A 26,567-nucleotide genomic window follows, 5' to 3' on the forward strand; every position below is an offset into this window, starting at 1 on the left:
GAAGGTTACCTTAGGGGAGGCATCTTTCTTGTATCGGCAACTCAAGCGGATAGGCGTGGTTATGCTGACGTCTCTCGCACTCATGTCTTTCAGGCTTGGGCCCGAGACGCGCGAAGGCGATCGGCTGATCTATGACGTGCGAGGCGCCTTTGTTGCGGCGCGCGCGGATATTTCGCCGGAGCTTATGCAGTCGATCCATTATCGGGTTTCCAATGCCATCAACGATACGGTGAGAGTACGTGCGCGTCCGCGCGTGGTGCTGACGATCCGGCTCGAAGCCTATGCGAAGGGATCGTTGCTTCTAGGCCAGCGTGCCTCTGTCAGGGCCGTAGTGCGTGCGGCCGCCGTGCAGACGGGCGAGGTGATTGCGGAAGCGAAATTCACGGTCACGGCCGTCAGCCTCGACGCGTCCGCGATAGAGCGCGATCTGGCCTTCGGCGTGGCAGAACGCGTGATCTCAGAGTTCAAGCTGAACCGAACAGCGCCGTCGACACTTGCGACCGCGCTATTTCCCGGAAGCCGGTGATACTGCCAGCCAACGGAGGTCATCGGCTGACGCCGATAACCGACGGCTCGTTTCTTCTGATAGCGACTTCGGCAAGTGTGAGTGACGACAATCCTGCCGCAAAGAATCCAACGCCTAAATAAATGGTGTTGGCGCTGTAAAAGCTTCCGAAGCCAACGGCAAACGCGGTGGCGACGAGGCTTGACCCCGACGCGATCAAGGATGCCCCAAACCCTGCGACGTTTCCAAGCGTCTGCATTGCCATGGCATTGAGGTTTCCGAACAGGATGCCGATTGCGAAAAAAGCGAGGAAAAGCAGCGACAGGAACGCCACGAAGGGAAGGGCGCCAACTTCAACAAAAGTTGCCACCAGCATGAGTAGAGACACCGTGGTCAGGCAGATGAACCCGATGCGCGCCATTGTGACCGTGCCGAGACGATGAACGAGCCTGGCATTGATAAAGGAGGCAAGTCCCATCGCAAGAGCCAGCGCAGCAAAGTAGAGTGGAAAGGTTTCCGCCACGCCATAGGCCTCAAAGAATAAGTCCGCGGCGGTGCTGAGATAGAGGAGCTGCGCCCCAAACACGAGGCCAGTCGCGATAATCAGCAGCGTCACCCGGGGGCTGGAGAGAATCCGCAAAGCGTTGAGGAAAAGCAGACGCGGCCGAAATGGGATGCGCCGGTTGACAGGTAATGTCTCAGGATGTCTTCCAGTGAACCAGATGCAAAGGCAAACAGCGATCACGAGATAGGCTGCAAAAATACTGCGCCAGCCTGCGACGGCGATAAGCCCTTGCGCAAGAGCAGGAGCCAGCATCGGAATGAGGATAAAGAGTGTGAACATGAAGGACATGACGCGCGCCATAGCATTGCCCTCGAACTGATCTCGGATCATGGCTCGGGTTGCGATCTTCGGGCCGGAGACGCCAACGCCTTGTAGAAAACGGCCGATGAGCACCATCTCCAAAGACTGAGCAAAGAGCCCTATGGCCGTTCCGAGGAGATAGACGCAAATCCCCCCGAGTAGCGCCCGCTTGCGCCCGAATGCATCCGAAAGAGGGCCTATGACCAGTTCACCGAAGGCCATGCCGAAAATGAACAGTGATATCACGTGATGGGTGGAGAGCGGTGGCGCCGCGCCAAGCTCCAGTCCTATCTGCCTGAGCCCAGGTAGCAGAGCGTCGATGCTCAGCGAGGTGAGGGATGTCAATAGGGCGTAGAGGATCAGTCGGCTGCGGAATGTCATTCAAGGGATTCGAATGTCTTTGGGAATGGAGATAACACCCTTATCCTGCTTGGCGAGCGAGGCAACGTCTCTTTCGTACTCCGGCTAAAATGGTGCCACGAGCGGTGATCCGCCTTGGAAACTCTGCAAGGCTTCCTAGATAAGTCCGATGCTGAAAAGAGGAGCATCAAATGACGTCTGCACGCCGCATCGTTCTCGCAAGCAGGCCCACAGGAGAACCTGGACCTGACAATTTCCGCCTGGAGGAGTTCGAGCTTCAAGAGGCAGGCGAGGGGGACGTTACCGTCAAGGCCCTTTATCTTTCTCTTGACCCTTACATGCGCGGACGCATGAGCGACGCAAAATCCTATGCGGCACCTGTGCCCGTGGGCGGTGTCATGGAAGGAGAGGCAATCTCCGAGGTCGTGAAGTCTAGACATAACGACTTTTCACCCGGCGATATCGTCCGAGGCAGGACGGGCTGGAGCAGCCACGCTACTATAAACGGCGATCAGCTCCGCCACGTCGAAACCCACGGTGCGCCGATCACCACGTCCCTGGGAGCGCTCGGTATGCCGGGATTTACCGCATGGGCAGGACTGAAATTTATCGGCCAGCCGAAAGCGGGTGAAACGGTCGTCGTTGCAGCAGCTTCGGGGCCAGTTGGCTCCATGGTTGGCCAGCTTGCAAAACTTGCCGGTGCTCGTGCCGTTGGCATTGCAGGCGGCAAGGAAAAATGCGCGTTCGTGAAGAACGAGCTTGGGTTTGACGCCGTTGTCGATCACCGATCGGGTAACTTCGCATCAGACCTTGGAGCTGTTTGCCCAGATGGGATCGACGTCTATTTCGAAAATGTGGGCGGCCGTGTTTGGGATGGCGTATTGCCGCTCCTCAACCAATTCGCACGCGTGCCGGTTTGCGGGCTCGTCGCCCATTACAATGGTGCCGGCGCTGGCCAGGAGGATCGTCTCCCGGCCACGATGTCGACGATCCTTCGCCAGAGCATCCTAGTCCGTGGATTTATTCAGATCGAATTCGCGAAGGACCATTTCGATGAGTTTCTGGCCGAGATCGGTCCTCGTATAGCCGCCGGAGAAATCCATTATCGCGAAGACATCGTGGACGGCCTGGAAAAAGCACCCGAAGCCTTTACCTCTATGCTGTCCGGCGGCAATTTCGGCAAGCTGTTGGTCAAGGTCGCCGAGTGATATTTCCCTTTCTGGCGCCGCGCATAAAGTTGCGGCGCCAGAACACTTGCGTTTCGAGGCAATCGTATTCTCCCGACGACGCAATGATCAGCATGCCGCCAGCGGCAACTTAGCTCCGACTGCACGTGAGCGAGCTTTTGAGCTATTGATGAATACGGATGGCGAAACCACCAAGGATGCTTCTGACTTCGGTTACGTCAATGCCTTGCGTTTTACCAAGTCAGTTAAAGTGGATTTGGGCGAAACGCCATTAGCGCTGTTAGAGGCATAGGCACCTTGCTGATCACTCATTGAATTCGTTGAGTTAATTCACCCCTTTCGGTGAATTGATTGCCGGTTTTGCAGTTACTGTTTGCCGAGCATCATCGATTGGTCAGTAACGTGGTGAAAATCATCAAGTCCTAAACACCGGGCAAAACATCTCGCATTCCGACGTAACCTACACACTTGCCCCTAAATTCACCCAGATCACCGCGCCCGGCGGATGGCGGTATGGCCTAGGAACTTCATACTCAATGGCCGCCGTGAACATCCATCCGTAGGTCTTCTGATAGGGGATTTCAGCGGTCTCCCAATCAACACGAACAAGATGTTCGTCCACACCGAGTGCGAGATCCGATCGTGCGAAAGGTCCTCTGACGTCGACGAGCGAAGCCTCTCCGATGACGAGCCGGGTTCCGGCGCGGATGATGGCGGTTCTACCCCGGTGGGCCGTCTTGGCGCCGCGTAACTCCATCGTCTTGCGACCCTCTACAAGAGCGGACGCCCAAGGCTCGCGCACGAGCAGACCTTTGTTCGGGAGCAGCACCGTCTGTCCTTTCTGTCGAATCCCTCGGGCCAAGCTTAACGAAGTATTCGAACATGCAACATAGGGTGAAAGAAAGGGAGGGGCGAATCCTATGACTGGAAGTGTGGCGTTATGGTATGAGCGGACGACGACGCCGCCTACGGGAGACCGTGCCAAGGTAGAGGTTCACTTCAATCTTTGGCGGCACATTCGAAGCAGCCACGACTCGAACTTCCTCGATGTAGGCCTCCTGATATCGGACGCATACGAACTGAAGACGATGACCTTCTTCGTGCCCGCCGCTGTGGCTTCAAATGAGATCGAAGACCTTAGTCCCAAACTTCGAGACAACAAGCTCTTAAGCGCCGTTTTCAACGACGTGGTAACGCAAAGCGGTTCGTCCGGAAACAATAGCTTCACCGTAGCGACACGGGGCAAAAAGCATTTTCTAACTTTCCATGGCGTCGACTTGGCGAACGATGTGATTTGGTCTCGGTCCGAGCCGACGAATTCACGGTCGGGAGTGAAGCTCGAGTTCAACAACACCTTCTGTTCGAGGCTTCGTGCGCCGGGCAAACATTATATTCGTCTACGGTTCAATCTCACTAATGAGACAGCCACCGAATTCAGTACGAGTCGTGCAAGCCAAGGGGGGTTCGTAGCGAGTACCCTGTGGAGCGAAGAATTCACCGAGCTGCGCTTCAACGAGATGAGAAACCTTCCCGAGAGCGTATTGTCGCAGATCGATTCCACGACCTCGGAAACCTTCGACGTCACCGCTGCGCACTGCTTCATTATCCGCGATCTGACTTTCGAGCTCGTTGCTTCGCATGGCGCCATGCAGAAGATGAGGAGGATGGAGGCCAACCTGTGGGAAGGCTATCTTCCGACCGAGTTGTCGTATGTCGATATCGGCAACATGATGATCTATCACTGGAGGGCCGTTTCGGGGCCGGTGGAAAACTTCGTCTCGCTTGCGAGGTTCAGGGCGCCGCGGGGCAACCTTCCATACTACTTCATAGGCGTCGTGCTTCTGGGCGCCCTCGGTAGCGCGGTCGAGGACATATTGGCAAGTTGGTACAAAGGTGGTGTCAGGGGTGCGATCATGGCATCTGCTTGGATCGCGTTTGCGATGGCCGTCGTGCTCGCTTTCGCTTTCCGGTCTTGGCTCATTTCATCTGCGAAAAAGTTTATGTCATGTTGCCGTAGCAGGTCGTGACTTTCATGGTTCCAGTGCTTAGATTGAGAATAAAAGAGGTAGTCATTATGATCGAGTCCCGCACCAACATCGCACAAGGCCTTGCCATGGCCCGTCCGTCGGAGTCGGCCGAGGTCTATTCATGTCTGAGCCATCTGGAAACCTACTATCCCGATTTCGAGCGCTGGTATTGGGACACGGTAGTGCCCGGAATCGCGGCAGGCACGAGGATGGTTCGTGTCGTCCGCCGCGACAACGAAATCATTGCCGCGCTGATCGCGAAGCGCGAACGGGCGGAGCGTAAGCTGTGCACTTTGTGGGTGCGTCCTGATTTCGTGGGGCACGGAGTCGGCGTGCGCCTCATAGAAGAGGGCAGGCGCTGGGTGGGACACGCGTCTCCGCTCGCATCGGTCCCGGAAGAGCGCATGCCGGAGCTTGGAGACATCCTCGTCAGGATGGGCTTCGTCCTTACGCAGAAGCTCGACTCGTTCTATCGTCCGGGGAAGGCAGAGTTTGTCTTCAACGGTCGCCTTGCGGCGCTCAACTCGTAGCTAGAGTCTCGTAGAAGGCCTTCAAATCGCCACTTCGTACACGGCCGAAACGCGCTCCACGCGCTTCGGCCCATTCCCCGGAAGCAGCCAGCTCCAAGGCCTGTAGCTTTCGTATCTCGGCTTCGTCCGTCGACTTCCCCTTCAGGGCACGACGCATAGCAAGTTGAGCATGGTCGTCTTCGATAATCACGATCTGTTTAATCGGCACATCCGCGAAGAGGTGGGTGACAGAAATGGTCGAGCTGTTTCCCTCTTCGACGATCGCGTGTCCGTCAACGATGAGAGCGTCGCCATGCTCGGAGGCAAGCAGGCGGATTTCATCCCGGAGCACTTTCTGGTTTTCGATCACTTCCTCTGTCGACAGAGAACGGACCGGCCGACCACGTTTCTGAAGAATGGCGCTCGCTCTGGCGTAAACATATCCTGGAACGGCCGCGACAAAGCGCTCGATCGTATAGGTCTTTCCTACACCGGATACGCCGGTAACGAGTATCATCAGCTTTAGGCCTCTCGTTTGCGTCCTTGGCTGTAGCCCAGTGACGAGCGTCCTTCAAGCGCCTTCCCCGCACCACCTCCATCCCAGCGTCTAGATTTTGAGATTGCTTCCGCTTCGAAATATCAAATGGAGATCGACATGCCCGCTGCGTCCCGACACGTCGGTTAGGTCTTTCGCCTAGTTGAGTAATCAGCATTACTAGCACCAAAAGAAATGGCAACCTGTGGATTGTATTGCCTATGCATGAAATGCTGGTGGTTTTATGCGATATTGCTTGAATGCCGATTCTTATTCTGCACTACGGCGCAGTAGTTTTTGGAGCATTCAATGTTCGAAGGAATGTACTTTCCCTGCATGACGACAAAAGCGTTCGAGTTTCTTGCGTATGAGAAGAGCGAGAACGGCGTCAAGGACCAATGTCTGCCCGTGGTCACGCTCACAAGGCACGGCAAGGCTGAGACATTCGAGGAGGCTATAGGGTTTCTCCTATCCGCTTTAGAGGACAGGCCGGCAATCGTCGACTTCGATCCGACGCCCACTCAGGTCACGTCGGCCGCAGAAGCTGAGCGTGATCGTCAAAGGCGTAGCGACGAGCGGGTCGCGGCAGGCGGCAAGCCGATAAAACCCCGAAGCGAGAAGCAACTCGCCACTGATCAGCGCGACAGGGATCGCAAAAATGCCTTCAACGCCCATCTCCAGATGTTGGGCGATCCTGTTCAGGGAGCGGTTTCATGGATGGCCATCCTTGCTGCCCATCCGGCGTTGATCCCAACCATAAGGCTGACTTCACCCGAAAGCGTTAGCGCGCAGATCGCATTCTCGAAGACGTTGGGCCGCAGATTTGCCGTGCGTGTTCGGCTCAAGGAAAGCGAGGAGATCTCCATCTTTATGAGGTCTATCGCGACGCTGATGGAAGCCTCTCCAGAAACCTGGATCCTTTTAGTCGACGCCGGCTATGTCCGGAACAGGGTCGCCGACAATGCAGCCACGATTAACTCTTTTCTGTCGCGTGTCCGAGCCCTTATGGGCACTACTTACGACCGTCTCAGCGTGGTGTTGCTTTCGAACAGCTTTCCCAAGGACTCGTTGAAAGACTATCCGGAAGTTGTCGATATGGCGGAAGTCGCTCTCCACAGAACCGTGGCTGCCAGTTGGAAAGTTGAGTACGGCGATTACATGTCTGTGGCGAAGAGGCCAAAGGGGTCGGGTAGCAACGGGTGGTATCCGCATGTCGATCTTGTTGAGCCTGGATCGTGGAGGATCAAAGTCGATCTAAAGAAGGATGATCCTCAAGGATTCGTAAGGCAGGCCACGGCGTTGATCGGCACGGGTGAACCATGGCGTGGACGTCGGATATGCTGGGGTACCAAGGTAATCGAAGCTGTCAGCGCCGGTGCTCTCAAGGTCGACGGAATATCGTTCACAGTGCCTGGCCCATGGCTGTCGATCAGAGCGAACCAGCATCTTGCGCGGATGGCCCGCAGATGATGATGGAACGCGCGAAAGCCGTTTTATCGTCGAGAGCACCGAAACGAGCGCGTATCTTCAGTACGCGTTTGACGAAAGCGGAAACGTCTTTCGCCTTGATGCATCGTGCGGCTGTATCAGCCAGCTCGGAGTAGATCTTGCGGCTGGCGCCTCTCTCAAGAGAATGCAGACCGAGTAGCGTAACGAGCTCATGGCGCTCAAGCATGTTTACGAGCGATTCGACATTATGCGAGCGGTTTCTCCTGCCTTTTCTAAGGGTTTTCAGTCTGCAGGTATCACCATGGGATTTTGCCAGGATTACGCCCCACCAATCGGGTATCAGCGCTAAGGCCTCATCATAGTGCCTCTCGCCGACAACGAGCGTCATGCGGTCTGCAACATCTCCGTAGAGGGCAGCCTGCCGTTCGAGCCGTTCAAGATTGTCTCGGTCGCTCTTGATTTCGTATCCGTCGATCAGACCATTCACAACGGCAACGTCAACGCGTGCGGACCCACGATCAAACCGGAGCTCGTCCATGATCACCGCATCCTCGCCGACATGAGCCAGATGCAGCCGTTGGCGTACTACCTTCCTGATCATCGAGTCATTCGTCGGGTCCATAGCAATCCTGCTTGATATCACTGCTCTCGTGCGAGACACGCGGCTACTATCTTCATCGCCGGCGGCGAACAAGTCTCCATCCATGAAACATATAAGCGAGCTATCGTTAACGCGGAGTTCCGCACACCGTTGTCAGAGCGTCAAACGGAATCGATTTTGATGATGGAGCTATGTAACAACGGGGTGATCTTGCCTCGATTCCGTTCGTCAATCTGGCGGAGATCGCGAAGCGTGTCTTTATTTCCATCCACCCACCGAGCTTCAGCCATTTTTTACCTCCATTTTGCGAACCGGTGCGGGCGCTCAAACAACTCATTGAGTCAGCAACACCTCGACGGCGATAGGTAGGCACCGTTCTGCTTTCACTTGAAAGCAGAACGGAGTTGAGCGTAAGAGGGCATTCTCGCTTTTTATGGATCTTTAAATGACATTACCTGTGCAGATTGCCTTTCAAGGTGGGGGCGCCCGTCTGGCCTTGTTCTACGGCGCTATCAAAGCGTTACAGAACTTGGAGAAACGTGAATTAATCCGCGTCACGCGCGTATCAGGTGCATCTGCCGGGGCGATTGCAGCAGCCCTCTTTGCGGGGCGAGCGAATATTGATGCTCTGCTGATGTACCACAAGTCGCTGGATCGAAATCTGGTGAATGAAGCTTTTCCGGACCTTACGCAAACTGGCAAACTGGCAAATTACTTTAACGCTGCAAAAACGGCATTTCTAAATACAAAAATTGGTGACGAGAAAGCATTTGCAAAAATCCTTTCCGGTGCCTTCCAGGCCGCGAACGTCACGGCAAGTACGGTTGATGGCTTGTCTATACCGTGTTTCATCAACACTACAGATATCATTCGGCACAAGTCCCATTACGCCGAAGGTGGAGATCCTCTTATCCAAGCGCTCGTGGACTCCGCTGCCCTCCCTTTCCTTTTTAGAAATGGTGGTGAGAAGATCGACGGTGGGATACTTGATAATCTACCAATCGACGTCCTCCGCAGTAACCAAGAGCTTATCCCCGAGCTAGGCGACATTCTGGCGATATCGTTCCCGCCGGACAACTACTCACCGCAAGTCGAAGGTGCTGTTGATCTTGGGAAGAGATTGCTTGCAACAGTGATCAACAACAAAGTTGCGGTTACGAAGCATGTACTGGGTGCGGAAAATGTTCTCGAGCTGCCGATAGAATTCGATGATCAAAGTTTCAGCACGTTCAGCCTACAATCCTATATGTCGGCAGCGACAAGCACTACAATCATTGATAACGTGCGGCTCCGTACTGAGGAATGGTATAGCCAATGGGCGAAAAGAAAGAGCTCGCCGCAGCCCATTGTAGTCAACAGCAGAGAAGACGCTAATCGGCTAAACTTGAGTCAACTCAGATCTTTAGCGGGTTCGCTCCATAAGAGCAGCAACCTAGTTTTGAAGGAAACGATCATCGAGGTTACTGCCTCATGCCTTCAATCACCCGATGTCGATGATCGGCTTGAGTTCATCGATACCTTTGAAGTTGGGTCAAGCCCTGTATTTTCGTACGTAACTCGGATGAGTGTTAGCGCTGAGATGCCTCCAGGAGCGACCTCCGTCAGAATCCATAACTCCTCAGGCGACTTTCTGCCTGCCCGCGAATTCGTGATTCCTGACGAAACTGGAGATGCATTCTGGACTATGGTAATACTTGAGGAGGCGTTGCATGTCGGAACAAGCGGAACCTTCAGCGTTCACAGCAAGCAGTCTGGCAAGGGGATCATGGGCCCGCTTGCAAAGAACGGGTGTGATTATCTCTCTATCCAGCTTAAACAGTCAGACAGCGTAGACGCCGCAGAGATCCGCATATTTGTGCCCACAGACGTGAAGCTTAAGTTGACTAACGGTACGAACGACCTCCTCGGTGCCCTCGATATGGTTTCTTACGATGAAATCGATGATCATGCTATTCTAGAAGGCCGCGCAGTTTTTTCCAACGCGATCAATTCGAAGTCTTGCCCTCCCGGTTATCATACCTATGTGTGGAGAGCGGAGAATTTGAAATGTGGCGACGCTTTGCGGGTTGTCTACACGATTGTTAAGCAGTAAAGTGTTTGGTAGAAATCTGGAGGACTGTTATGGTTCGTGGTGGTTCGAGACTGGTATGATGGGGTGCGGGCAGAGTAGCCTGCCATAACCATCTAGTAAGCTTTTACGTTGAGCGCCTGCCCACTACTGTGTGCGGGCGTTTTTCGTTAGAGATGGACGAGGAAAATATCAGTTTCCACACGGGAATAGAACCGACCATAAGTGTTCGCATAGAGCGTCGTTCTATCATCAAGAACGTTCCTCAATTCGCTTGATGAATTTTATTTCTTGAAGAAAGAGCTTTGCCATTCACAACAATCCTTTGCCTACCGCCGACCGTGCGACCTCCGAAACATCGTAAAGCGCCTTCTGCGGATCGCTGTGGTTAATCACTGGTTCGATCCCCGCTGCTTCCAATTCCCGCCGAATGCTCCGTCTGTCGCTGCACAGACGCTGGGCTAGATCGTACAACGAGTGATATCGCTCTTCGAACAGTTCGATGCTCCATGCCGCGAGGTCCGTCCTTCGGAGACCGTCTGCGTCGTCTACTTCGACCACGGACAGATATCCACGCTCAACGAGCTTTCGGACCGTGCTGGGGCTGAGGCGACCGAACATGTCGTAGTCGGCGGCACGCACGGTGATCGGCCGTCGCCCCGCCATAACCTTTCTGACCTCAGCCACGTTAAGACGAAGAATATCGATACCTGTTTCGCTCGCGTCCAGCACGGTTCCCCGCAACATTCCGGAGTGTAGAAGATCGGCGACCTCCAAGAATGTGCAGCCTGCCAGCTCACGGATGCGAGAGATGTCCGCATAGTCATCCGCTCGAAAATCGGCTGCAGCCGGGGAGCCGGCTAGACCAGCAATCGCCGCGTCCAGTTCGTCGGGATCGTAAAGCGCGGTATCGCTTCTCGACTTCTGGCGGTAAACGAAGGGCGCAAAGATCCCGAGTTTTTCTAGCGTGTCGAAATGGCTCTCCAGAAGCTTCAAGCGCTGGCACGCCCGGAGCCTGTCGAACCCTGCGCCGACACTTCGAGCAAAGGCCGACATTTCCGCTTCCGGTATCAGGATCATGCTCGGGGAGACGCCCGCTTCGAACGGGGGGATGACACCCGCGTTCCGAAGAAGCTTGGACAAGGTGGTTTCGCCTATCGAGAACTCCTTGGACGCCGTCTTGACGGAATGAAACTTTCTTTCCCCCAGAGGGCCGAAGACGTCGTCGTCGTGACCGAGCGGAAGCTCTTCGACACTTACCCGGCGGATCGCGTCGCGAAGGCAGTCATAGTCGGGCTCCTTCGAGCGTCTTCTAAGCCAAGAATACAGGGTACCGTAGACGTTTGTTGGGAGAAGCTCGCCAGTTCGCCGACGTGTTGCAATAGCCAGTTCTCGCAGAAACTCCTCGAACGGTTTTCCCGCCGCGGACAAAAGGCGGTACCCCGCCTGACGAGCAGCGGTCCATTCGGCATCGCCGTGACCCCGACGGTCGAATTTCGTTCCGAACATCGTTACCGCCCCCACCAATTCGCAGACCGAGCCGACGACATGTAGAGGAAGCATGCCGAGAAAGTCGGAGGCCGGGGGACGGCCTCCAAGAAGGCGCGCTGTCATGTAGGCTTCGAACTCGGTCGCGGTCTGCGGAAATGGTTTCGAAGTTTCGACTTCGGCGTCGAACAACGAAATCGAGAAGCCCGGAGCAAGACGTTTCGCTCTGCCTTTGCCAATGGAAATCAAGGCGACGTCATGCAGAGGACAGGAGGCGATGAAGTTAACCAGCCAAGACAACCTTCCAAATGGCCTCGCCTCGAAGCTCCCCAAACCGTTTCGCCGGTCTTCGGCGAGGCAGAAGGGGCAGTACCGATGGTACGTCCGAACTAGGTTCTCGGGTAGAAGCCTCTCGGGACCGATGGTGAAGTAACCACCGGTTCGCACGGTCGCCCGCGCTTCCAAGCGCGTAGCGTCAATGCCCGCAATGTATGCCAACTCCTGCAGCGCAGCCCTCCGACCTTCGGTGATATCGCGAAGCGCCAGCCCCTGATGACGGCAGAAGTCTTCGGTTCGGGCTCCGTTTGTCGCCGCCAGCCGAGCGACGAGGCTCAACGCGTGCTCGTCGTCGTGGAAGTGGACGCTTCGCGAAAGTCTCGTCATCTTTCGCCTCCACGATGCGCCTTCAGTGCAGTTGCGCGTGAGGGCGCTGCGGGCGTCGGCGCGTCTTCAGGCTGCTCCTTGGCCTCCGTAGCACGGGCCGATGCGCCTTTGATCGAGCGCCAGCCGGGCACCGTCAGGATATTCTCCTGCTTCGAGCAACCCGTCATCGTCGCGTATGCATTGGCAAAGCTAGAGAGGTCGACGATCTCCTTGCCGACGGTCAATGCGTCCTCGACCGCCATCCGGCTCAACTGGATGATGGAGCCAAAGCATCCGCCGCACCCGTGGATAATCCGCAGAGGGAAGTCCCCGCCGACGAAGTCGTCGAGCCGCATCCCGGCATGCTCCTCCACTACTTTCTGCATCCAGTGACGAACGTGCCTTGCATGGGCGGCGGTGATGTCGCCCAGGTGCATGGGGATGGAACGGGTGCGGATCTGTTTGTCTTCGCGCAGCCGTTCGAGTGGAGTGACCCCGGCGAGAATGAGCCGGACAGGCCAATCCTTCATCTGCGTGACATGCTTGAAGGTGTCACGCAACCGCTGAAGATCGGCGCGATTGGTCGTCGAATTGACGGCATGCTGTGCTTCATCGATGAAGATAATGAGCACCCTGTGGCGCTTGAGCTGGTTTCGGAAGAGCGGCCACGCCTCCTTCTCGCGGATGTTTCCTTTCACTGGATAGCCGAGCGTCTCCAGGCCTTCGACGGCCATATTGACCATGTTGCATGGCGACGGGGAATCCATCCGAAGAACGGGTACGGCGGCATATCCGTCGTTGGTCGGGTAGGGGGCGAGACCTGGGTCCGCGTCGAGGCAACGGTTGATCAGATCGGTCTTCCCGGAGTGAGACTCGCCGGTGACAATGATCATTCGGTGCTGCTTGGTGTGGCCCGTGAAATGGGCCACGAGGCTGCGCTTCATCTTGCGGAAGCGGCTTTCGAAAGCGGCATCCCTGAACGTGCGAACGTGCATGCCGCAGATCGCCTCCATGCGGTCAGCGATGTGGTTTTCTTCGGCGGGCATTGAGACGCGAAGGTGAGAAAGCGCCTCCGCAAGCTCGGGAGAAAGAACAGTATTGGGCATGTGGTATCCTCCTTTCAGGATCAGTCGATGATGCCGAACTCGTCCTCGGACGTGCTGTCGGATGCCAACCTGGCGTCGGCGACACGGCGGGCCGCGTCCTCGGCGGCCAGGCGCTCGGCGTCGGCGCGATCGGCGCCGACGGCGGAGGCGCTCGCAATAGTCAGCCCAAGCAGCGCGGCACTGCTCGCGCGGATTTTCGGCGCCTGGGCGCGGACCTTCTCGCTGAGGCTTCCAGAGGCGTCGACGATGCGGACAAAGCGACCGATCTGCTCGTCCTCGTAGACATACTCGGGAAGGGTGAAGACGGGCGAGGTAAGCTCGAGTGCCGCGTTGGCGACGTCGGCCTCGTTGGCCGCCCACTCGATGGCCTCCGCAACGTCGTCGGCGACAAGCTCGAGGTGTTCCCGGTCGTGGATCCGGAGGCGCTCCTTGGCCTTCATCCACTGCCAGTAGGTCACATTCTGCAGGCCCTTGATCGTCGCCGGCACGCGCAGGAAGCCGTCTTTCCAGATCACCGAGATCTCGCTCAGGTCATGGCGATCGACGCGGATGTGGACCATGAGGTGCTCGTCGTCGCGACGAAGCTGCTGGATCTCGTCCGACTGGAACTGGATGTCCTCGTAGACGATGCCCTGCTTGGTGATCGCGCGGACGCCGGGGGTTCCGTAGATGTTGCGGCGGAGATACCCGGTAGGGGCGGGCGGAATCTTCTTGCCGCTCGTCAGCTCCAGCCACGCCTGGCGAGGCGTCGCGCCCCATAGACCGGAGTGCGGCGTATTATGGTACACGTCGACGATCAGCCGGGTGAAGATGTTGGCAAGCTGATCGTTGCGGATGGTGGGGATCGGATGGTCGGCGTACGAGCGGCCCAGTTCGATGACGTTGCCGAACGTGCGACCGTTGAAGTCCTGTAGCCCAAGGAACGCGATCGTGCGGAAGAAGCGCTCGATCGTGCCACGGAGGTAGGGAGTGCGGGCCGGCGGAAACATGTCGGTGACGCCTGCATCCGTGAGGGTTCCGCGAAGTGCGTTCGACCTGTTCCAGCCCGCATTATCGAGACCGATGGTGCGGAATTTGCCCTTCATCTCCCATGGAAACTTGCATCCCGCCGCCTTGGCGAGCGCGGTCTTGTCGCGGCTCGTGAGTTCGAGCGTCGTGCGGGCGGACTCGATAGTCGGCGCCTCGACGAAGACACGGAATGCCAAGATGCACTTGGTGGCGACGTCAATGACCGCGCTGAAGAAGAGGCGAACGGTCGAGAGGACCTTGCGCTCCTCGGCCGTCAGCTCCTCCCACACGATCGTGCCTTCGAGGATGGTGCGCAGTTCAACGCACCATTCGTCGGCCTCGACCCGGAGCAATGGAATGCCCTTGTCGGCGCCGCCGCGCACGACGGCGAAGTAGAGCTGTGCACGCTTCTTGCCTTCACGACCGGCCTTTTTGAAGAAGCTGGGCAGCCGGCGGATCTTGAGACGAAAGCTCGTTTCACCAAGAGGACGCAGCAGTTCCAGACCGTTGGCGGCGCGCTCGCGGTTGAGACGCCGGAACGTCGCGACCATGCGACGATGCAGATGGCTCACCGACGGCTTGGTGCGGCTTGCGTATTTGAGTACGAAGCGGGCGTGGAGATGGCGTTCTTCGGAGGTGAAGCGAGAGGACTTGTCCCCGCTGCGCTTGTCGATAAGGCCGCTGATGTCAAAGTCGGCCGCCTCGTACTTGGCGATCCAGTCGTTGAGCGTGCGCAGCGGCGGACGTTCACCCAAAAGATAGTCGCCGTCTGGCTTCCCTTCGAAGCCCGAGGCACCCTTCTTGCCCTTGGACTGGGTGGTCTGCAGCTTTTCACCCACACGCTTCATCGCGGCAGTGATCGACTTCTTGTATTCCTTCAGGATGGCATCCGGCAGGTCTTCGCCCGCATCCTTGAACTTGCCTTCCTCCTTTGCGCGGATCGCGAGCTGTACCCAGCGCTCCTTGCGCAGCGCCTCCTGGACCTTGTCGTCTCGCATGGCGAGAAGACTTTCATGACCGACGACGTTGCGGCGCTTGCCGAGTGCCGGTGAATAGTAGTCTTCATGTACGACCATCTGACCTTTTTCGATCATCTGTTCGGTCTCGTGGATCGTGTAGGAGACGGTACGGCCGGCGCCGTCGACGCGCATGAAGTAGCGGTGGCCGTCGACGTCGGACTCCCACTCGTATTCGACGTTGTTGATGACGATCTTGTCCAGATCGCTGAGACGGGTGGTGGTTTCGATCGGGAAAATGCTGCGTGGAGTAGACATCTGCGAGTTCCTTTCTGGGAACGTTGGGCGTGCGGAAGGGTGGCCGCCGGATGGTTCCGGCGGCAGTGCTTGATGAGCCGTCACCGGCTGGCAGGAAAGCTGGACTTAGAGCTTGGCGGAGACGGCGCCCTCACGGCGACGTCCGACTATGCCGTCAGACTTAGGAATGCGGCCTTTGGAGCGCGATGGTCGTCTCGTCGGCGACAAGGTTGACCATCGAGCGACCGGAGCCGCCTTCGCGTTGCCATTGGCGCCTGGTGCTAGCCAGCGGGATCGCGTCGCCCTCGGGGAGGGCGGTCGGGTTGCGGAACGGGCGTGGGTGTACGTGTGCCATTTCGCGACCTCCTAGGACGCAACTGTCTGGATGAAGGGCGCGTCGTCGAACGTCTCTTCGGGCGAAAGATGTTCGACGAAGCCGCGGTAGATCAGGCAGAACAGTGAATTCTGGACGTCGATGTCCGGCCCAAGCGCGCGCTCGACCTCAATGATCGTTGTCGGTTCGTGGATGGTCCGCATGTAGTCGAGTACCACCGCGCAGTGACTTTCGTTGACGTTGTCGCAGGCGATCATGATCCGCTCCGCGTTTCCGGAACGTGCCTCCGTGATCTGGTCGTCGGTGATGACGAGGAAATCGTCGAAATGCTCCCCTGTGTTCTGCTCGAGGATTAGGTCACGGATCTCCATGATCCCACTTTCCTCAAGCGCGATTGTGGGCTTGACTGCGTATGCGACGCGGTAGCCGTCGTCGTACGTGGCCAATCGGTCCACGAGATGCTCGTTGGCCGTCAGACTGCCCGGACGCCAGTACTTCACCCGCGGAAACTCCTCCCGGAGATCGACGAGATGGGGGTCGCGCAGCAGCATCATCGTGAAGCGGCTCTCCAGGCTGCTGTTGTAGGAGAGAACGCGATTGAACTTGTGAATGTAGTCGTTGCCGATCACGGATCCTCGCTCCTTTGGCTGCTGTCTGTACAATCCCGTTGGCCCCTCCGGCCGAATCCAGGCAACGTCAGTTCTGCCTTCCGCTTCCTCGAAAGTCAGCGAAACGTCATATTTGGTAGTGGCCGTCGACGATTGGCACGAGGCGGCCAATGTTCGGGCGGTCTGGCGAGAGGACGCCTGTGGACAAGGGAACTGGCTGCAGCTCGAAGCCAAGCTCGTGATTTTTGACTTCGCGCAGGATGCGCCGTGTCTTCGTCGCCATTTTCGTTCTCCTTCCGGCCCGCGGCCTACGACAGGTCGCGGGCCAGACGCTGGCCCTGACGTGTTTCAAAGATGAAGTCCACGCCGTCGAAATCGCACTCCTCTACAGATGTACGAGGTAGCCGAACCAAACGGCCAAGATCGAAGTCGTCGAAATCTTCGGGCAAAATCTTCATCTGCCATTCGTCCCCGATGACACGGGGCACACGAGCTAGGCGCTTTGTGGAAGCGGCAAGAAGGTCGTCGTAGGCAAGCGACTCCGTAAGTTCGCCGAAACGATCCTCCACTTCGTGGAACTCCGCGATAGCGGAGAGGAGTTCGTCAATGCTCGCGGTTTCGAGCGAGCGCTTGGGTTTTGAAAGCATGCGTGTCATCTGTCTGTCCTCGTTCTAGGAAATATCTTCACGGTCGCGATCAAGGTCGCGAGGTCGTCAGGTGAATTGGTGGGAAGTTGTCGGGTGAAGAGCGGCCCGCTGTGGTGAGGCCGTTGCGTAGCCTGACCTCTATAGAAGCCGAGGCGCTGTGCTCGAGTTCACCACGGTGCGGGACTTCGGCGTCGAGAACGTCAACGTCATTCATCGCGCCAATCGCAGCAATGGCGTCGGCTACCAGCTTCCTGGCATGTAGCTCATCGCGGAAGTGGATGCGTTCGATCTCGTCGAGGACCCAACGCAACGAGGCGTTCTGCGAAATATCGCAGTGCTCGCTGCGCGGGAGATTGGGAGTGGTTTTGGCGCTAGAGCGCGGACGGGCCGCGTTGATCGCAGCCCCCTGACACGGTAGTTGCGTCAAGGACCTCGTGTTCGATTGTTTCGAACTGTGGCTCGTTCAGAAAGTACATCATGCCGGTCTCCATCCTGCATCGGTTGCGGCTGCGTCGAGTTCGACGAGTGTGCCGCGAACCATTGGTTCACGCGACTTCAGTTGCGTTCGGGCGGGATGCTGGGCCTTGGAATACGCTTCCTCGGGACCTAGCGACCTGCGAACGCCGCCAGGCGACGTTGGAGATGGAGAGTGCTGAAAATCTTGATCGACATGTCTGCTTCCTCGAATACGAAAAACTTAATTTCGAAGGAGTGCCGGGGCGTCCGTTGCGCCGCGGCATAGATACCACGGCGTCTTACGACGCTTTCCAGCAACCTTGTTGGCCTTGTGTGGGTACCCAGAGCGTCATGATGTCCGATCTCGTATGCTCCCCGATGGAGCAGTAGTCCGAGAAAAAAACAGATCTTCGGAAGTTCGTCAATGAGTTGCAAACTAAAAATTTGACGGCACATCCGCGGAAGGGGGCAAAATAGCTGCTTCCGGCATCAAATCCCCGAAACATCGTAAACGCTTCATAAAGCCAACGAGTCAAGTTTGATCTGGTATAGGTTTGGATAATCTCGAAGCACGTAACGGTTCAAGTTGGAGGTCACATGATGTGGCAGCCTGGGTGGCCGAGACCTCGCGCATTACAGAGTGCCCTCGAGTTTGTGCAGCAGCCTCCGACGGGAAGGACGTTTGCTCTGACGCAAAAACTAAGGCGCCGCTATGCGGCCGTCTTCGTGGTAGAGAGTGATTTTCATTAACGGCTCCCAGAGGGTTGGTTGTTGCAGGATTCGAGTGCTTCAGGGAGCAGCTTGAAGCGGACCTATTACCGAATGCCAGTCCATCTCGTCGGGATCGAGGTTTTCCCCAAGCGACCACCCGTTCGGTGGTGGGACGTGCCATTTCCCGGAGATCGGCGAGTACAATCCAGGAAGTGCGAAACATCGATGGATTCGTGTGAAGTCGTTGACGTCGGTCGTGGCGATAGGGATCCCGTAGGTGATTGCGGTCGCCGCAATCTCGCAGTCGCATCCGAATTTCATTCTTGGCTTGGGGGAGCGGCTGACCCAGAAATCTTCCAACTCAGGCGTCATCGTCATCCTGGCAAGGAGGCGCCTGACATCCACGTCGACGGGCGGCAGCCAGATGTCCGTCTCTAGTAGTCTATCGAGCCAGGCAGTATAGGCGCGCTCCCTGGCCGGTTCCTTCCTTCCCACGTTGATCGCGCCCCGTTGTAGTTCGAATATCGCCGCGTAGGGCACAGCAAGGCCGCCCGCCGGAATCTGTCTCATGAAGAAGACGATATCGTCGTTGAGCTTGTCTTCAGTCTTGCGCGCCTCAGTTAGCACGCTGGTATCGAGCAGTATGAAGTTCGACGCCACGCCGCGAAATCCCTTCTCGCGGTTAATAATATGGTGGATTGGGCGCCGAATATGGTTAACAAATCGTCAAGGTCCGCGTAAAAGGATTCGAATGAGCAATACCCCACAGAATTCACGTGCTAACCGTTGGCGGTATCCGCACGACGCTAATGAGTTTGACCGTCTCTTTACGGCTGCGAAGCAGAATAGCCCGCAGCTTGTTTTCGACGGCGATGGCGTATTCACGGTTTCTTACGCGAAGAGGGCCGAAGAGGGCAGTGCTCGTGATTTTTTGACAAAGGGCGGTCCAGACGACGAGTGAACGTCCGCACACGGATTTTCCGTCGACCTCATTATCTTCGAGATGATTTCGAGCGATTGTCGACATCGTAGCCACCGCCACGGTAGCCCAGTGGAACGTGCGCAACTTTATCTCCGTAACGATCCGAAGAGCCCGTCTACGTTCTCGAGAATGCCTCTACACTTCTAAGCTGGCCATAGGAGTACTACAAGACTGGGATCAGTGCGAAAGAAGCACTGGCATCTTGAGGTCTTGAAGAAGCGAGCGCGTTACACCTCCGAGGATGAACTCTCGGAATCTCGAATGTCCGAACCCACCTGCTACCAGTAGATTTGCGCCATTCTCTACAGCCTCGGCCTGCACAATCGATGCTGTCGGAGCGCCGCCGGAGTGAGCTGAGACGACGTCTACTGCCAAGCCTGATCGACGAAGCACGGTTGCGAACTGGTCTCGGAGATCTGTGTCCACTGCCTTGTCATCGGTAACCGAGATCAAGATGATCTTCTTGCTTTCGTCCATATACGGCTTAGCGCAAGAGAGGGCGCGCGCGAGGGTAGGGCTACCGTCCCATCCGATCGCGACTGTTTCAAATTGCCCGTACCAGACTTCTGAAGGAAACAGGAGAAGTGGTCTGCCACTCTCAAACAGTATGCTTTCGATAGTGGGCCTTCCGATGTCGGAGGCCTCAAGGATCGTTAGGTCGAAAATTCTCGACATTTCGGCAAATCTACTGCCGACGAAGGGTTCTGCGCATTCGAACAGACTGATATTCGTGCCAATTCCGGCTTGTTCAGCGTAGTCCTGAATCGTTCTCCTCAACTCTTCGCCAGCCTCGCGACTGAAATGTTCTGCCTTAACAGCCAAATCTTCGGCGTCGAAGATGGAGGGAAAGGGCGGAGAGATTGTGGGGACCTTCAGCTTGTGGATGCTTATGTTGAGGTCGGCCCCTTGGACACGAGCCAGTTCTACCGCGTTTTTCAGCAGGGTGAACGACGTCGGATCGGGATACGTCATCAGTGGAAGGTGAAGTTGAGTTTTCATTTTTATTGCTTTCTCGGAGCGAACTCGAGTTCTCTCGCAGACTCCGGCTAGCTCATTGGTGGAGGTCTGGATTGGTAATCGAGAACATAAGCCGATTGGAGACTGTGTCGAAGCCTCGGAAACTACTTAGAGATGTCGAGGTTGGCACGAGGCGGAAAGACCGCGTGAGGTTTTTCTCATCGCCATCTTGTCCGGCTCGATCAAGCGCTTCCGCTCAAGGCAGAACGTACTGAGCTCTCGGTGAGGTCAAAGAAAGACAGGGGCTTGTTGGGGGCAACCTGGATAAAGCCCATACCTGCACGCATTGCGCCAGCGCCATCGGTCAAAGCGTTATCGCCTATCATAAGAGTGTCTCGCGGGCTGATGCCAAGCCTCAAACATCCCGTTTCAAACAGCACGGGCTCCGGTTTGCCGATGACGCAAGGCTGTATATCACCGACACATGCGAGGATCGCCGCGGCCAGCGCTCCGACCTCAGGCACCAGTTGTCCGTTCGGTCCAGGGTGGGTTACATCCGGGCACGCCAAGTAAAGCGTTGCTCCAGTCCTTACCGCATTGACAGCAGCATAAAGGCGCTTGAATGAGAACCTTCGGTCGCGCGCGACCAGCACGGCATCGGGACACTCCCAATCAGGACGAAGGCCCTTTTTGCGCGCATAGCTTTGAAGGGAGACGCTTCCCAGAATCATGATCCGAGCTTTCGGTGTCTCTTTCGCAATGATGTCCAGCGCGGATGTTCCGGCCAACAGGATTCGATCTGTAGGTATCGCAAGACCCCAGCGCGTGAACTGCCTCTCCAGTTGCGCCGGCGTATGCTCGGAATCGTTGGAAACGATTACAAATCGGTCGTCGAGGGCATCGAGAAGAGTATCCGCGCCCGGCAGCAACTTGCCACCGCTGACGAGCGTGCCGTCGAGATCCACAAGATAGCCTCTGGCCGTGAAATCGGAGGTGGTTACAGTCATCAAAGTTCCAGGTTTCTCATTGTATCAGTGAAAGGTATGTGACTTGAAAACCGCGCCCGATCAGATGTTTGGACCATCCGATCGAGGCAGTGATCGACGCGTGTCTCTCTCTTGGATGTCGCTTAGTCGGCGGGTGTGAAGTTCAGAGCGTAGTCCCTGCCTTTCACTTCCGCTCCGTCGAGCGGAAACCGCCCTGAGCGATCCATGAAGTAATGCAGATGTGCGACGACGCCTTCATCGGTTACATTGACGACAGCATAGGCGGGAGGTTCATGGCTGCCCGGTACATCATGCCCATGATCGTCCAGCCGGAGTTGTACCTGATGCATGAGGCTGGGCAGTATCGAGAAGGACATGCCCTTCCAGTTCCCGAAAATTGGACGATGTACATGCCCCATGAAAACATGCCGAATTCGTGCAACATGCGGCTCAAGTACAGCGTAAAGGGCTTTGCTATCCTGTTGCTGAAGAGCATCCATTGACGATATGCCAACGGAAAACGCGGGATGATGCATGAACAGGAGAACCGGGTTGCGACTGTTTTCCAGTTGTCCCTGAAGCCACGCGAGACGATTCTGATCGTAGTGTCCCGCATGAGTTCCAGGCTCATTGGTATCGAGGAACAGCAGTGTGTGCCCGGCCATTTCGCGCGATCCCTGCACAAAGCCATTGCCATCGTCCATGGCATCCGGAAAGACCGCGCGCAGCGCAGCGCGCTCGTCATGATTGCCTACCATCATGATGACCGGGGTCGTCGCTTGGGAGAGGCAGGCGTGCAACTCTTCGTAGGCTTCCTTCTCGCCCCAGTGGCAAAGATCGCCTGTTATCACAATCGCGTCGGCGTCGCTGTGATCCGTAGCAATGCTTTCGAGTGCTGCCTTCAGTCTAGCGCGGGGGTCCATCCCATACAGCCGCTGTGGAGCGGGAACGAAATGTGTGTCGGTCAGATGAATAAGTTTCATGGCGATTATATCCGGTGGAAAGAAGAGGCCGCCCGGCATGGTGCCGAGCAGCAACAATGTGGAAGCAATTACTTGCGTGGCAGGAGTGCCTGAACGTCTGCCGCCATCTCGGCCAACACTTTTTCCGGCTCGCTCGCGCGGCTGCCATCCATGACAGATTGCAGGCGGTCCTTAATGACATCGGTGATCTTGAGGCCATTCTCGCCTGGAAATGCATACCATCCAGTGAAATACGGGAGCTCACCGACAGCCGTGTACTGATTTGGATTGGCTGAATAGTAGTCGGTCAGACTGGCCGCTGCCTTGTTGTTCGGTGCCATGTAGCCAGTGGTCTTGACCATGATGGCACCACCCTGGGGACCAGTCCAGAATTTGAGGAACGTCCATGCCGCCTTTTGCTTTTCCGGGTCTTTCGCAGTTATGACTGCGACATTGCCCCCGGCAGGAAGCTTCGAAACCTCCGGCTTTACGTCCGGATAGGCAGCGGTTTTCAACTCGAATTTGCCAGCTACCTGTTTCGTGATCACATTGAGGCCGGAAGTCGTGCTGACGAACATACCCAGATTGCCAGCCGCAAAGGAGGCCCCCATGTCGGAACTGGAAATATTGGGCGTGCCGGTTTCGGTCACAAGACGCGCCAGCAGCCCGATGGCTTTCTTTCCAGCGTCCTGATCGAATGCCACCTTGGTTTCGTCGGCATTGGTCATTGTCCCGCCATTGGCGAAAACCATGGCCTGCCACATCCAGTTACCAGTGACTGGCCAGTTGACCGCGATGCCGTCCACGCCATTGCCGAGCGCTTTGATCTTTTTCGCAAGTGCGATGGTTTCTTCCCAAGTTGTGGGTAGTCTCGTCGGGTCACCGCCAGCCTTTTTCACGAGATCTAGGTTGTAATACACGATTGGCAGGGAGATGGCATAGGGCAGACCATACACCTTGCCATTGACAGTGCCAGCCGCCAGCATTCCTGCGTGATATCCTTCAGCGGAAAAGTCCTTCTCGTCGGCGATGAATCCGTCAAGCGGAACTGCGAGATTTTTATCTGCAAGGATTCGTACGCGGTTGAGACCCTGGAAGGTCACGTCGGGCATCGTGTCGGTCACGGCCTCACGTAGGATCCGCTGGGAAGCATCCTCATATTCCTTGTAGGGCGTGCGGAATGTAACCTTGATGTCGGGATGGGCCGCGTCGAATGCCGCCAGCGTTTCCTTCGCCGTTCCGTCGAACAGTTCGGCATAGGGATACTGGACCGAGATTGCTGTTTCGGCGTGTGCCGTCGATAGGGTCAGCGCCATGGTGGCTGCGACCAGAAGATATTTCATGATGAGTCTCCAGGTAAATTCCGTCGGGGTTGAACTTCGGGGGGTTATTTGACGCCGCTAAAACCGATGCCTTCGATGAAGCGGCGTTGAGCGAGAAGGAAGAATGCGACCAGCGGCAACACGACGACCGTCGCGGCAGCCATCAGCGGACCGTAATCATTGCCGGCTTCCGCGTTTCGGAAGGCCACAATTCCTAGAGGAGGTGTGAAATAGCGATCATCGGACACGGCGACCAATGGCCAGAAGTAATCGTTCCAGTGTCCGATCACCGAGAAGATGGCGAAGGCAGTCAGTGCCGGAATGGCCGAGGGCAGCATGACACGCCAGACGATGGCAAACTCCGACAGACCATCGAGCCGGGCCGCGTCCACCAGATCGTCAGGCACGCTCATGAAAAATTGACGCATGAGGAAAATACCGAACGCTGAGATCGTAAAGGGCAGGATTAGAGCGGCATAGCCGTTCAGAAGGCCCAGAGTGTGCAAAAGAACGAACAGAGGAATAGCGATGGCGTGATAGGGGATCAGGAGACAGAACACGACCAGACCGAAGGCCGCATCACGTCCCACAAAACGCAGCTTGGCCAGCGCATAGGCAGCGGGCAGGGCGACAAGTGCCTGGAGTAAGAAAATAGCCAGCGTCACAACCACGCCATTGAAGAGATAAAGTCCCATGGGAGCCTGGGTCAGGGCCGCCGTGTAGTTATCGATCGCCGCCGATGTGCTCGGCCACCATTGAAAGTTCACCGAGAAGATTTCGCTTGCGGGTTTCAACGACGTCGAGATCATGACGGCGAAGGGCAGGAGAGCAAAGGCTGCGAATGACAGAAGAATCATGTGGCGCAATACGCCCGGAGCGAACTTGACGAAGATTTTCATGCCAACTTCCCCCGTTTGCCAAAGTTCACAAACCGCAGGAGACCGACCAGCGTCACCAGTGCTACGAAGACAATGCTGATGGCAGCGGCGTAGCCAGTGCGGAAGAATTCAAAGCCCTCGGCATACATGGTGTAGAGCAGCACCTCGGTCGCCTTGGACGGACCGCCTTGGGTCAGCGCATGAACGGTATCAAATACCTGGAACGAGCGGATCGTGGAGGTGATCAACACGAAGGCGGTGATGGGTCTGAGACTAGGCCAGGTGATCAGCAGGAACCGCGCGAGCGCGTTCGGCGTGCCGTCGAGTTCCGCGGCCTCATAGAGGTCACGGGGGATTCCGGCGAGTCCGGCCAGAAACAGGACCATCGTAAAACCGAAGTTCTGCCAGATTCCGATGACCGCAAGGACCTGAAGTGCAACCGTCTTGTCCTTTAGCCAGCTTACCGGCGCAAATCCGAAAGCTTTCAGAATGTGGTTGGCAATGCCGAAGTTTGGATGCAGCATGAACTCCCAGACGATCGCCATGGCTATCAGGCTTGCCATGAATGGCAGAAAGAACACGGTCCGGTAAAAGCCTTGCATGGACGCGCGACTGTCGATCAGCATCGCCACGCCCAATCCCAGCAGCACGGAGCCGGGAACCACCAGCACGGCATAGACGACGGTGTTGGACAGTGAGCGCCAGAACACGGGATCTGCTGCCAATTGGGTGAAATTCGAAAGGCCGATCAGTTTGATCGTCGCTGCCCCCAATTGGTAGTCGGTGAATGCCAGAGCAAACACGGCAACGAGCGGCCCTAACAATAGAACCGTCATGAGAACTGCAGCGGGTGCCATAAGTCCCATTGCCGCGAAGCGTTGATCGGGCGCTCTGCTCATGCCGCGACCCCAAGATCGAATGGCTGCGGCACCCGGCGATAATCCGCGCCGAAGAGATGCACGTGAGAATGATCGATACCAATGGAAACACTGTCATGCAGAGCTGGCCGCGGCTGTCCCGGTTCGAGCCGCACGATCAGTTCCTGAGCAGATTTCGTCAAGACGTGGACGAAGATGTCTGCGCCCAGATTCTCTATATGCTGGATGGTTCCCGAAAACGAGCCGTCGCCCGGTGCTACCAGTCGAGCCGTTTCCGGGCGAAAGGCCATATGCACAGTGAGGCCAGAGGATGGAGCCGCAGCGATTGCAGGCGTCCTCGGCAGCAGTCGACCATCATCAAGCAGGACAGCGTCAACCCGGTTGATACGAGGGCTGCCGATAAATTCGGCCACGCGCAAATCTGTCGGCCTGTTGTAGATCTCGTCCGGCGAGCCGACCTGCAACAACTCCCCGTCCATCATAACCGCTATACGGTCGGACATCGTCATGGCTTCGGCCTGATCATGAGTGACATAGACAAAAGTTGCGCCGAGCGCGCGATGGAGCTGTGCGATTTCGCTACGAGCCTGGACGCGCATTTTCGCATCGAGATTTGAAAGAGGTTCGTCCATCAGAAAGGCGCTCGGGTTTCGCACCATGGCACGCGCCAACGCTACCCGTTGACGTTGCCCACCTGATAGCGCCGCCGGCCTGCGCTGCTTCAAGGACTCGATCGACAGGGAGGCGCAAACCCGCGCCACCTCGCTATCGATGTCGCGCATGCGCGCGGCTGCTCCCGGATAGAGCTTGCCGAGAAACGGCAGGCGTTCGATCGTATTCAGCCGGCGCATCGTCAAAGGTACCGCGATGTTCTGCTCGACGGTCAGATGCGGATAAAGCGCGTAGGACTGGAAGACCATCGCCAGATCGCGGTCACGCGGCTTGACGGCACTCACGTCCTGGCCATTCAGACGGATTGTCCCGCTTGTCTGGCTCTCCAGTCCCGAGATGATGCGCAGAAGGGTGGACTTGCCGCAGCCCGACGGTCCGACGAGAGAGACGAACTCCTCGTTTGCGATATCCAGATTGATTGATTTTAGAATTGCGGTGTCGCCAAATTGCTTGCTAACGCCGTCCACTTCCAGCCGTGCCATGATGCTTCCTTCCGAACCTTCGGAAACGTCATAGGAAATTCAATTTACGAGCGCATGACACGATATAAGTTTCATTTATGGGAATCATA

General features: G+C 56.7%; 28 protein-coding genes. 8 read left to right on the top strand and 20 right to left on the bottom strand.

The annotated features are described in order from the left end of the window. Nucleotides 1–61: 61 nt before the first annotated feature. Entirely contained in the window at nt 62–526 is a 465-nt protein-coding gene (locus tag ACQZ5M_RS00585; protein ID WP_296036562.1) for a hypothetical protein, read from the top strand. 19 nt (nt 527–545) lie between these two features. Here ACQZ5M_RS00585 and ACQZ5M_RS00590 read toward each other — a convergent pair whose 3' ends face one another. Continuing rightward, nucleotides 546–1,751 (bottom strand): MFS transporter, encoded by a 1,206-nt coding sequence (locus ACQZ5M_RS00590; RefSeq protein ID WP_296036561.1) that lies wholly within the window; start codon nt 1,749–1,751, stop codon nt 546–548. 170 nt (nt 1,752–1,921) lie between these two features. On the opposite strand from ACQZ5M_RS00590, the gene ACQZ5M_RS00595 reads away from it, so the two are divergent. Together ACQZ5M_RS00595 and ACQZ5M_RS00600 are read left to right on the top strand one after the other, a co-directional pair. Further along, nucleotides 1,922–2,938 carry an NADP-dependent oxidoreductase gene (locus ACQZ5M_RS00595; RefSeq protein WP_296036559.1) on the top strand — a complete coding sequence of 339 codons (1,017 nt, stop codon included), beginning with the start codon at nt 1,922–1,924 and terminating at the stop codon, nt 2,936–2,938. Nucleotides 2,939–2,984: 46 nt separating this feature from the next. Then, the gene (locus ACQZ5M_RS00600) at nt 2,985–3,209 is read left to right on the top strand and encodes a hypothetical protein (protein WP_449078837.1); all 225 of its coding nucleotides are present in this window, start codon (nt 2,985–2,987) and stop codon (nt 3,207–3,209) included. A 168-nt stretch (nt 3,210–3,377) separates the two neighbouring features. Here the strand turns inward: ACQZ5M_RS00600 and ACQZ5M_RS00605 are convergent, their stop codons facing one another. Beyond that, complete coding sequence (locus ACQZ5M_RS00605; RefSeq protein ID WP_449078838.1) at nt 3,378–3,746, bottom strand: ASCH domain-containing protein; 369 nt, start codon at nt 3,744–3,746, stop codon at nt 3,378–3,380. A 91-nt stretch (nt 3,747–3,837) separates the two neighbouring features. Here ACQZ5M_RS00605 and ACQZ5M_RS00610 point away from each other — a divergent pair, with 91 nt between their 5' ends. Together ACQZ5M_RS00610 and ACQZ5M_RS00615 are read left to right on the top strand one after the other, a co-directional pair. Continuing rightward, entirely contained in the window at nt 3,838–4,944 is a 1,107-nt protein-coding gene (locus tag ACQZ5M_RS00610; RefSeq protein WP_449078839.1) for a hypothetical protein, read from the top strand. Between the two features lie 47 nt (nt 4,945–4,991). After that, nucleotides 4,992–5,474, top strand: a complete 483-nt coding sequence (locus ACQZ5M_RS00615) for a GNAT family N-acetyltransferase (RefSeq protein WP_449078840.1) — start codon at nt 4,992–4,994, stop codon at nt 5,472–5,474. Here the strand turns inward: ACQZ5M_RS00615 and ACQZ5M_RS00620 are convergent. Further along, the gene (locus ACQZ5M_RS00620) at nt 5,464–5,970 is read right to left on the bottom strand and encodes an AAA family ATPase (protein WP_449078841.1); all 507 of its coding nucleotides are present in this window, start codon (nt 5,968–5,970) and stop codon (nt 5,464–5,466) included. The two genes, ACQZ5M_RS00615 and ACQZ5M_RS00620, sit on opposite strands and share 11 nt — an antisense overlap. 354 nt (nt 5,971–6,324) lie before the next feature. Here ACQZ5M_RS00620 and ACQZ5M_RS00625 point away from each other — a divergent pair, with 354 nt between their 5' ends. Beyond that, nucleotides 6,325–7,458, top strand: a complete 1,134-nt coding sequence (locus tag ACQZ5M_RS00625; RefSeq protein ID WP_449078842.1) for a beta family protein — start codon at nt 6,325–6,327, stop codon at nt 7,456–7,458. Here ACQZ5M_RS00625 and ACQZ5M_RS00630 read toward each other — a convergent pair. Further along, nucleotides 7,418–8,038: a sce7726 family protein gene (locus ACQZ5M_RS00630; RefSeq protein WP_449078843.1), complete on the bottom strand. Its 621-nt coding sequence runs from the start codon at nt 8,036–8,038 to the stop codon at nt 7,418–7,420. The genes ACQZ5M_RS00625 and ACQZ5M_RS00630 overlap by 41 nt on opposite strands. 445 nt (nt 8,039–8,483) lie before the next feature. Here ACQZ5M_RS00630 and ACQZ5M_RS00635 point away from each other — a divergent pair, with 445 nt between their 5' ends. Then, nucleotides 8,484–10,130 carry a patatin-like phospholipase family protein gene (locus ACQZ5M_RS00635; RefSeq protein WP_449078844.1) on the top strand — a complete coding sequence of 549 codons (1,647 nt, stop codon included), beginning with the start codon at nt 8,484–8,486 and terminating at the stop codon, nt 10,128–10,130. A 288-nt stretch (nt 10,131–10,418) separates the two neighbouring features. On the opposite strand, the gene ACQZ5M_RS00640 is transcribed toward ACQZ5M_RS00635, so the two are convergent. The 9 genes from ACQZ5M_RS00640 to ACQZ5M_RS00680 all read right to left on the bottom strand — a co-directional run bounded on the left by ACQZ5M_RS00640 (nt 10,419) and on the right by ACQZ5M_RS00680 (nt 19,019). Further along, nucleotides 10,419–12,257: a TniQ family protein gene (locus ACQZ5M_RS00640; RefSeq protein WP_449078845.1), complete on the bottom strand. Its 1,839-nt coding sequence runs from the start codon at nt 12,255–12,257 to the stop codon at nt 10,419–10,421. Beyond that, entirely contained in the window at nt 12,254–13,342 is a 1,089-nt protein-coding gene (locus ACQZ5M_RS00645) for an ATP-binding protein (protein WP_449078846.1), read from the bottom strand. The genes ACQZ5M_RS00640 and ACQZ5M_RS00645 overlap by 4 nt, the downstream gene beginning before the upstream one ends. Before the next feature lie 20 nt (nt 13,343–13,362). Next, nucleotides 13,363–15,624, bottom strand: coding sequence for a hypothetical protein (locus tag ACQZ5M_RS00650; protein WP_449078847.1), 2,262 nt, complete (start codon nt 15,622–15,624; stop codon nt 13,363–13,365). A 160-nt stretch (nt 15,625–15,784) separates the two neighbouring features. Further along, nucleotides 15,785–15,958, bottom strand: a complete 174-nt coding sequence (locus ACQZ5M_RS00655; RefSeq protein WP_449078848.1) for a hypothetical protein — start codon at nt 15,956–15,958, stop codon at nt 15,785–15,787. An 11-nt stretch (nt 15,959–15,969) separates the two neighbouring features. After that, nucleotides 15,970–16,566 carry a hypothetical protein gene (locus ACQZ5M_RS00660; RefSeq protein WP_449078849.1) on the bottom strand — a complete coding sequence of 199 codons (597 nt, stop codon included), beginning with the start codon at nt 16,564–16,566 and terminating at the stop codon, nt 15,970–15,972. A gap of 106 nt (nt 16,567–16,672) precedes the next feature. Beyond that, on the bottom strand, nt 16,673–16,828 hold the full coding sequence (locus ACQZ5M_RS00665; RefSeq protein WP_449078850.1) for a hypothetical protein: 156 nt from the start codon (nt 16,826–16,828) through the stop codon (nt 16,673–16,675). Nucleotides 16,829–16,853: 25 nt separating this feature from the next. Further along, nucleotides 16,854–17,201, bottom strand: coding sequence for a hypothetical protein (locus ACQZ5M_RS00670; RefSeq protein ID WP_449078851.1), 348 nt, complete (start codon nt 17,199–17,201; stop codon nt 16,854–16,856). A gap of 40 nt (nt 17,202–17,241) precedes the next feature. Continuing rightward, complete coding sequence (locus ACQZ5M_RS00675; protein WP_449078852.1) at nt 17,242–17,502, bottom strand: hypothetical protein; 261 nt, start codon at nt 17,500–17,502, stop codon at nt 17,242–17,244. Between the two features lie 935 nt (nt 17,503–18,437). Beyond that, a complete protein-coding gene (locus tag ACQZ5M_RS00680; protein WP_449078853.1) occupies nt 18,438–19,019 on the bottom strand; it encodes a type II toxin-antitoxin system VapC family toxin in 582 nt (193 codons plus the stop codon). A 91-nt stretch (nt 19,020–19,110) separates the two neighbouring features. Between ACQZ5M_RS00680 and ACQZ5M_RS00685 the strand changes: the two genes are divergently transcribed. Beyond that, nucleotides 19,111–19,320: a hypothetical protein gene (locus ACQZ5M_RS00685; RefSeq protein ID WP_449078854.1), complete on the top strand. Its 210-nt coding sequence runs from the start codon at nt 19,111–19,113 to the stop codon at nt 19,318–19,320. Between the two features lie 198 nt (nt 19,321–19,518). Here the strand turns inward: ACQZ5M_RS00685 and ACQZ5M_RS00690 are convergent, their stop codons facing one another. The 7 genes from ACQZ5M_RS00690 to ACQZ5M_RS00720 all read right to left on the bottom strand — a co-directional run bounded on the left by ACQZ5M_RS00690 (nt 19,519) and on the right by ACQZ5M_RS00720 (nt 26,478). Then, the gene (locus tag ACQZ5M_RS00690) at nt 19,519–20,340 is read right to left on the bottom strand and encodes a universal stress protein (protein WP_449078855.1); all 822 of its coding nucleotides are present in this window, start codon (nt 20,338–20,340) and stop codon (nt 19,519–19,521) included. A 200-nt stretch (nt 20,341–20,540) separates the two neighbouring features. After that, nucleotides 20,541–21,305 (bottom strand): HAD-IIA family hydrolase, encoded by a 765-nt coding sequence (locus ACQZ5M_RS00695; RefSeq protein ID WP_449078856.1) that lies wholly within the window; start codon nt 21,303–21,305, stop codon nt 20,541–20,543. 122 nt (nt 21,306–21,427) lie between these two features. Continuing rightward, nucleotides 21,428–22,267: a phosphodiesterase gene (locus ACQZ5M_RS00700; RefSeq protein ID WP_449078857.1), complete on the bottom strand. Its 840-nt coding sequence runs from the start codon at nt 22,265–22,267 to the stop codon at nt 21,428–21,430. Nucleotides 22,268–22,335: 68 nt separating this feature from the next. Next, complete coding sequence (locus ACQZ5M_RS00705) at nt 22,336–23,589, bottom strand: ABC transporter substrate-binding protein (RefSeq protein ID WP_449078858.1); 1,254 nt, start codon at nt 23,587–23,589, stop codon at nt 22,336–22,338. Between the two features lie 44 nt (nt 23,590–23,633). Beyond that, a complete protein-coding gene (locus ACQZ5M_RS00710; RefSeq protein WP_449078859.1) occupies nt 23,634–24,467 on the bottom strand; it encodes a carbohydrate ABC transporter permease in 834 nt (277 codons plus the stop codon). Then, entirely contained in the window at nt 24,464–25,345 is an 882-nt protein-coding gene (locus tag ACQZ5M_RS00715) for a carbohydrate ABC transporter permease (protein ID WP_449078860.1), read from the bottom strand. Before ACQZ5M_RS00715 ends, ACQZ5M_RS00710 begins: the two co-directional genes overlap by 4 nt. Further along, the gene (locus tag ACQZ5M_RS00720) at nt 25,342–26,478 is read right to left on the bottom strand and encodes an ABC transporter ATP-binding protein (RefSeq protein WP_449078861.1); all 1,137 of its coding nucleotides are present in this window, start codon (nt 26,476–26,478) and stop codon (nt 25,342–25,344) included. The genes ACQZ5M_RS00715 and ACQZ5M_RS00720 overlap by 4 nt, the downstream gene beginning before the upstream one ends. Nucleotides 26,479–26,567 lie beyond the last annotated feature (89 nt).

It is taken from the genome of Rhizobium sp. 22-785-1 (assembly GCF_053521965.1).

Excerpts from the sequence above, each read along its gene's own strand:
- ACQZ5M_RS00585 (WP_296036562.1), top strand. The coding sequence starts at position 62 with ATGCTGACGTCTCTCGCACTCATGTCTTTCAGGCTTGGGCCCGAGACG.
- ACQZ5M_RS00590 (WP_296036561.1), bottom strand. The coding sequence starts at position 1,751 with ATGACATTCCGCAGCCGACTGATCCTCTACGCCCTATTGACATCCCTC.
- ACQZ5M_RS00595 (WP_296036559.1), top strand. The coding sequence starts at position 1,922 with ATGACGTCTGCACGCCGCATCGTTCTCGCAAGCAGGCCCACAGGAGAA.
- ACQZ5M_RS00610 (WP_449078839.1), top strand. The coding sequence starts at position 3,838 with ATGACTGGAAGTGTGGCGTTATGGTATGAGCGGACGACGACGCCGCCT.
- ACQZ5M_RS00615 (WP_449078840.1), top strand. The coding sequence starts at position 4,992 with ATGATCGAGTCCCGCACCAACATCGCACAAGGCCTTGCCATGGCCCGT.
- ACQZ5M_RS00620 (WP_449078841.1), bottom strand. The coding sequence starts at position 5,970 with ATGATACTCGTTACCGGCGTATCCGGTGTAGGAAAGACCTATACGATC.
- ACQZ5M_RS00625 (WP_449078842.1), top strand. The coding sequence starts at position 6,325 with ATGACGACAAAAGCGTTCGAGTTTCTTGCGTATGAGAAGAGCGAGAAC.
- ACQZ5M_RS00630 (WP_449078843.1), bottom strand. The coding sequence starts at position 8,038 with ATGATCAGGAAGGTAGTACGCCAACGGCTGCATCTGGCTCATGTCGGC.
- ACQZ5M_RS00635 (WP_449078844.1), top strand. The coding sequence starts at position 8,484 with ATGACATTACCTGTGCAGATTGCCTTTCAAGGTGGGGGCGCCCGTCTG.
- ACQZ5M_RS00640 (WP_449078845.1), bottom strand. The coding sequence starts at position 12,257 with ATGACGAGACTTTCGCGAAGCGTCCACTTCCACGACGACGAGCACGCG.
- ACQZ5M_RS00645 (WP_449078846.1), bottom strand. The coding sequence starts at position 13,342 with ATGCCCAATACTGTTCTTTCTCCCGAGCTTGCGGAGGCGCTTTCTCAC.
- ACQZ5M_RS00650 (WP_449078847.1), bottom strand. The coding sequence starts at position 15,624 with ATGTCTACTCCACGCAGCATTTTCCCGATCGAAACCACCACCCGTCTC.
- ACQZ5M_RS00655 (WP_449078848.1), bottom strand. The coding sequence starts at position 15,958 with ATGGCACACGTACACCCACGCCCGTTCCGCAACCCGACCGCCCTCCCC.
- ACQZ5M_RS00665 (WP_449078850.1), bottom strand. The coding sequence starts at position 16,828 with ATGGCGACGAAGACACGGCGCATCCTGCGCGAAGTCAAAAATCACGAG.
- ACQZ5M_RS00670 (WP_449078851.1), bottom strand. The coding sequence starts at position 17,201 with ATGACACGCATGCTTTCAAAACCCAAGCGCTCGCTCGAAACCGCGAGC.
- ACQZ5M_RS00685 (WP_449078854.1), top strand. The coding sequence starts at position 19,111 with ATGAGCAATACCCCACAGAATTCACGTGCTAACCGTTGGCGGTATCCG.
- ACQZ5M_RS00690 (WP_449078855.1), bottom strand. The coding sequence starts at position 20,340 with ATGAAAACTCAACTTCACCTTCCACTGATGACGTATCCCGATCCGACG.
- ACQZ5M_RS00695 (WP_449078856.1), bottom strand. The coding sequence starts at position 21,305 with ATGACTGTAACCACCTCCGATTTCACGGCCAGAGGCTATCTTGTGGAT.
- ACQZ5M_RS00700 (WP_449078857.1), bottom strand. The coding sequence starts at position 22,267 with ATGAAACTTATTCATCTGACCGACACACATTTCGTTCCCGCTCCACAG.
- ACQZ5M_RS00705 (WP_449078858.1), bottom strand. The coding sequence starts at position 23,589 with ATGAAATATCTTCTGGTCGCAGCCACCATGGCGCTGACCCTATCGACG.
- ACQZ5M_RS00710 (WP_449078859.1), bottom strand. The coding sequence starts at position 24,467 with ATGAAAATCTTCGTCAAGTTCGCTCCGGGCGTATTGCGCCACATGATT.
- ACQZ5M_RS00715 (WP_449078860.1), bottom strand. The coding sequence starts at position 25,345 with ATGAGCAGAGCGCCCGATCAACGCTTCGCGGCAATGGGACTTATGGCA.
- ACQZ5M_RS00720 (WP_449078861.1), bottom strand. The coding sequence starts at position 26,478 with ATGGCACGGCTGGAAGTGGACGGCGTTAGCAAGCAATTTGGCGACACC.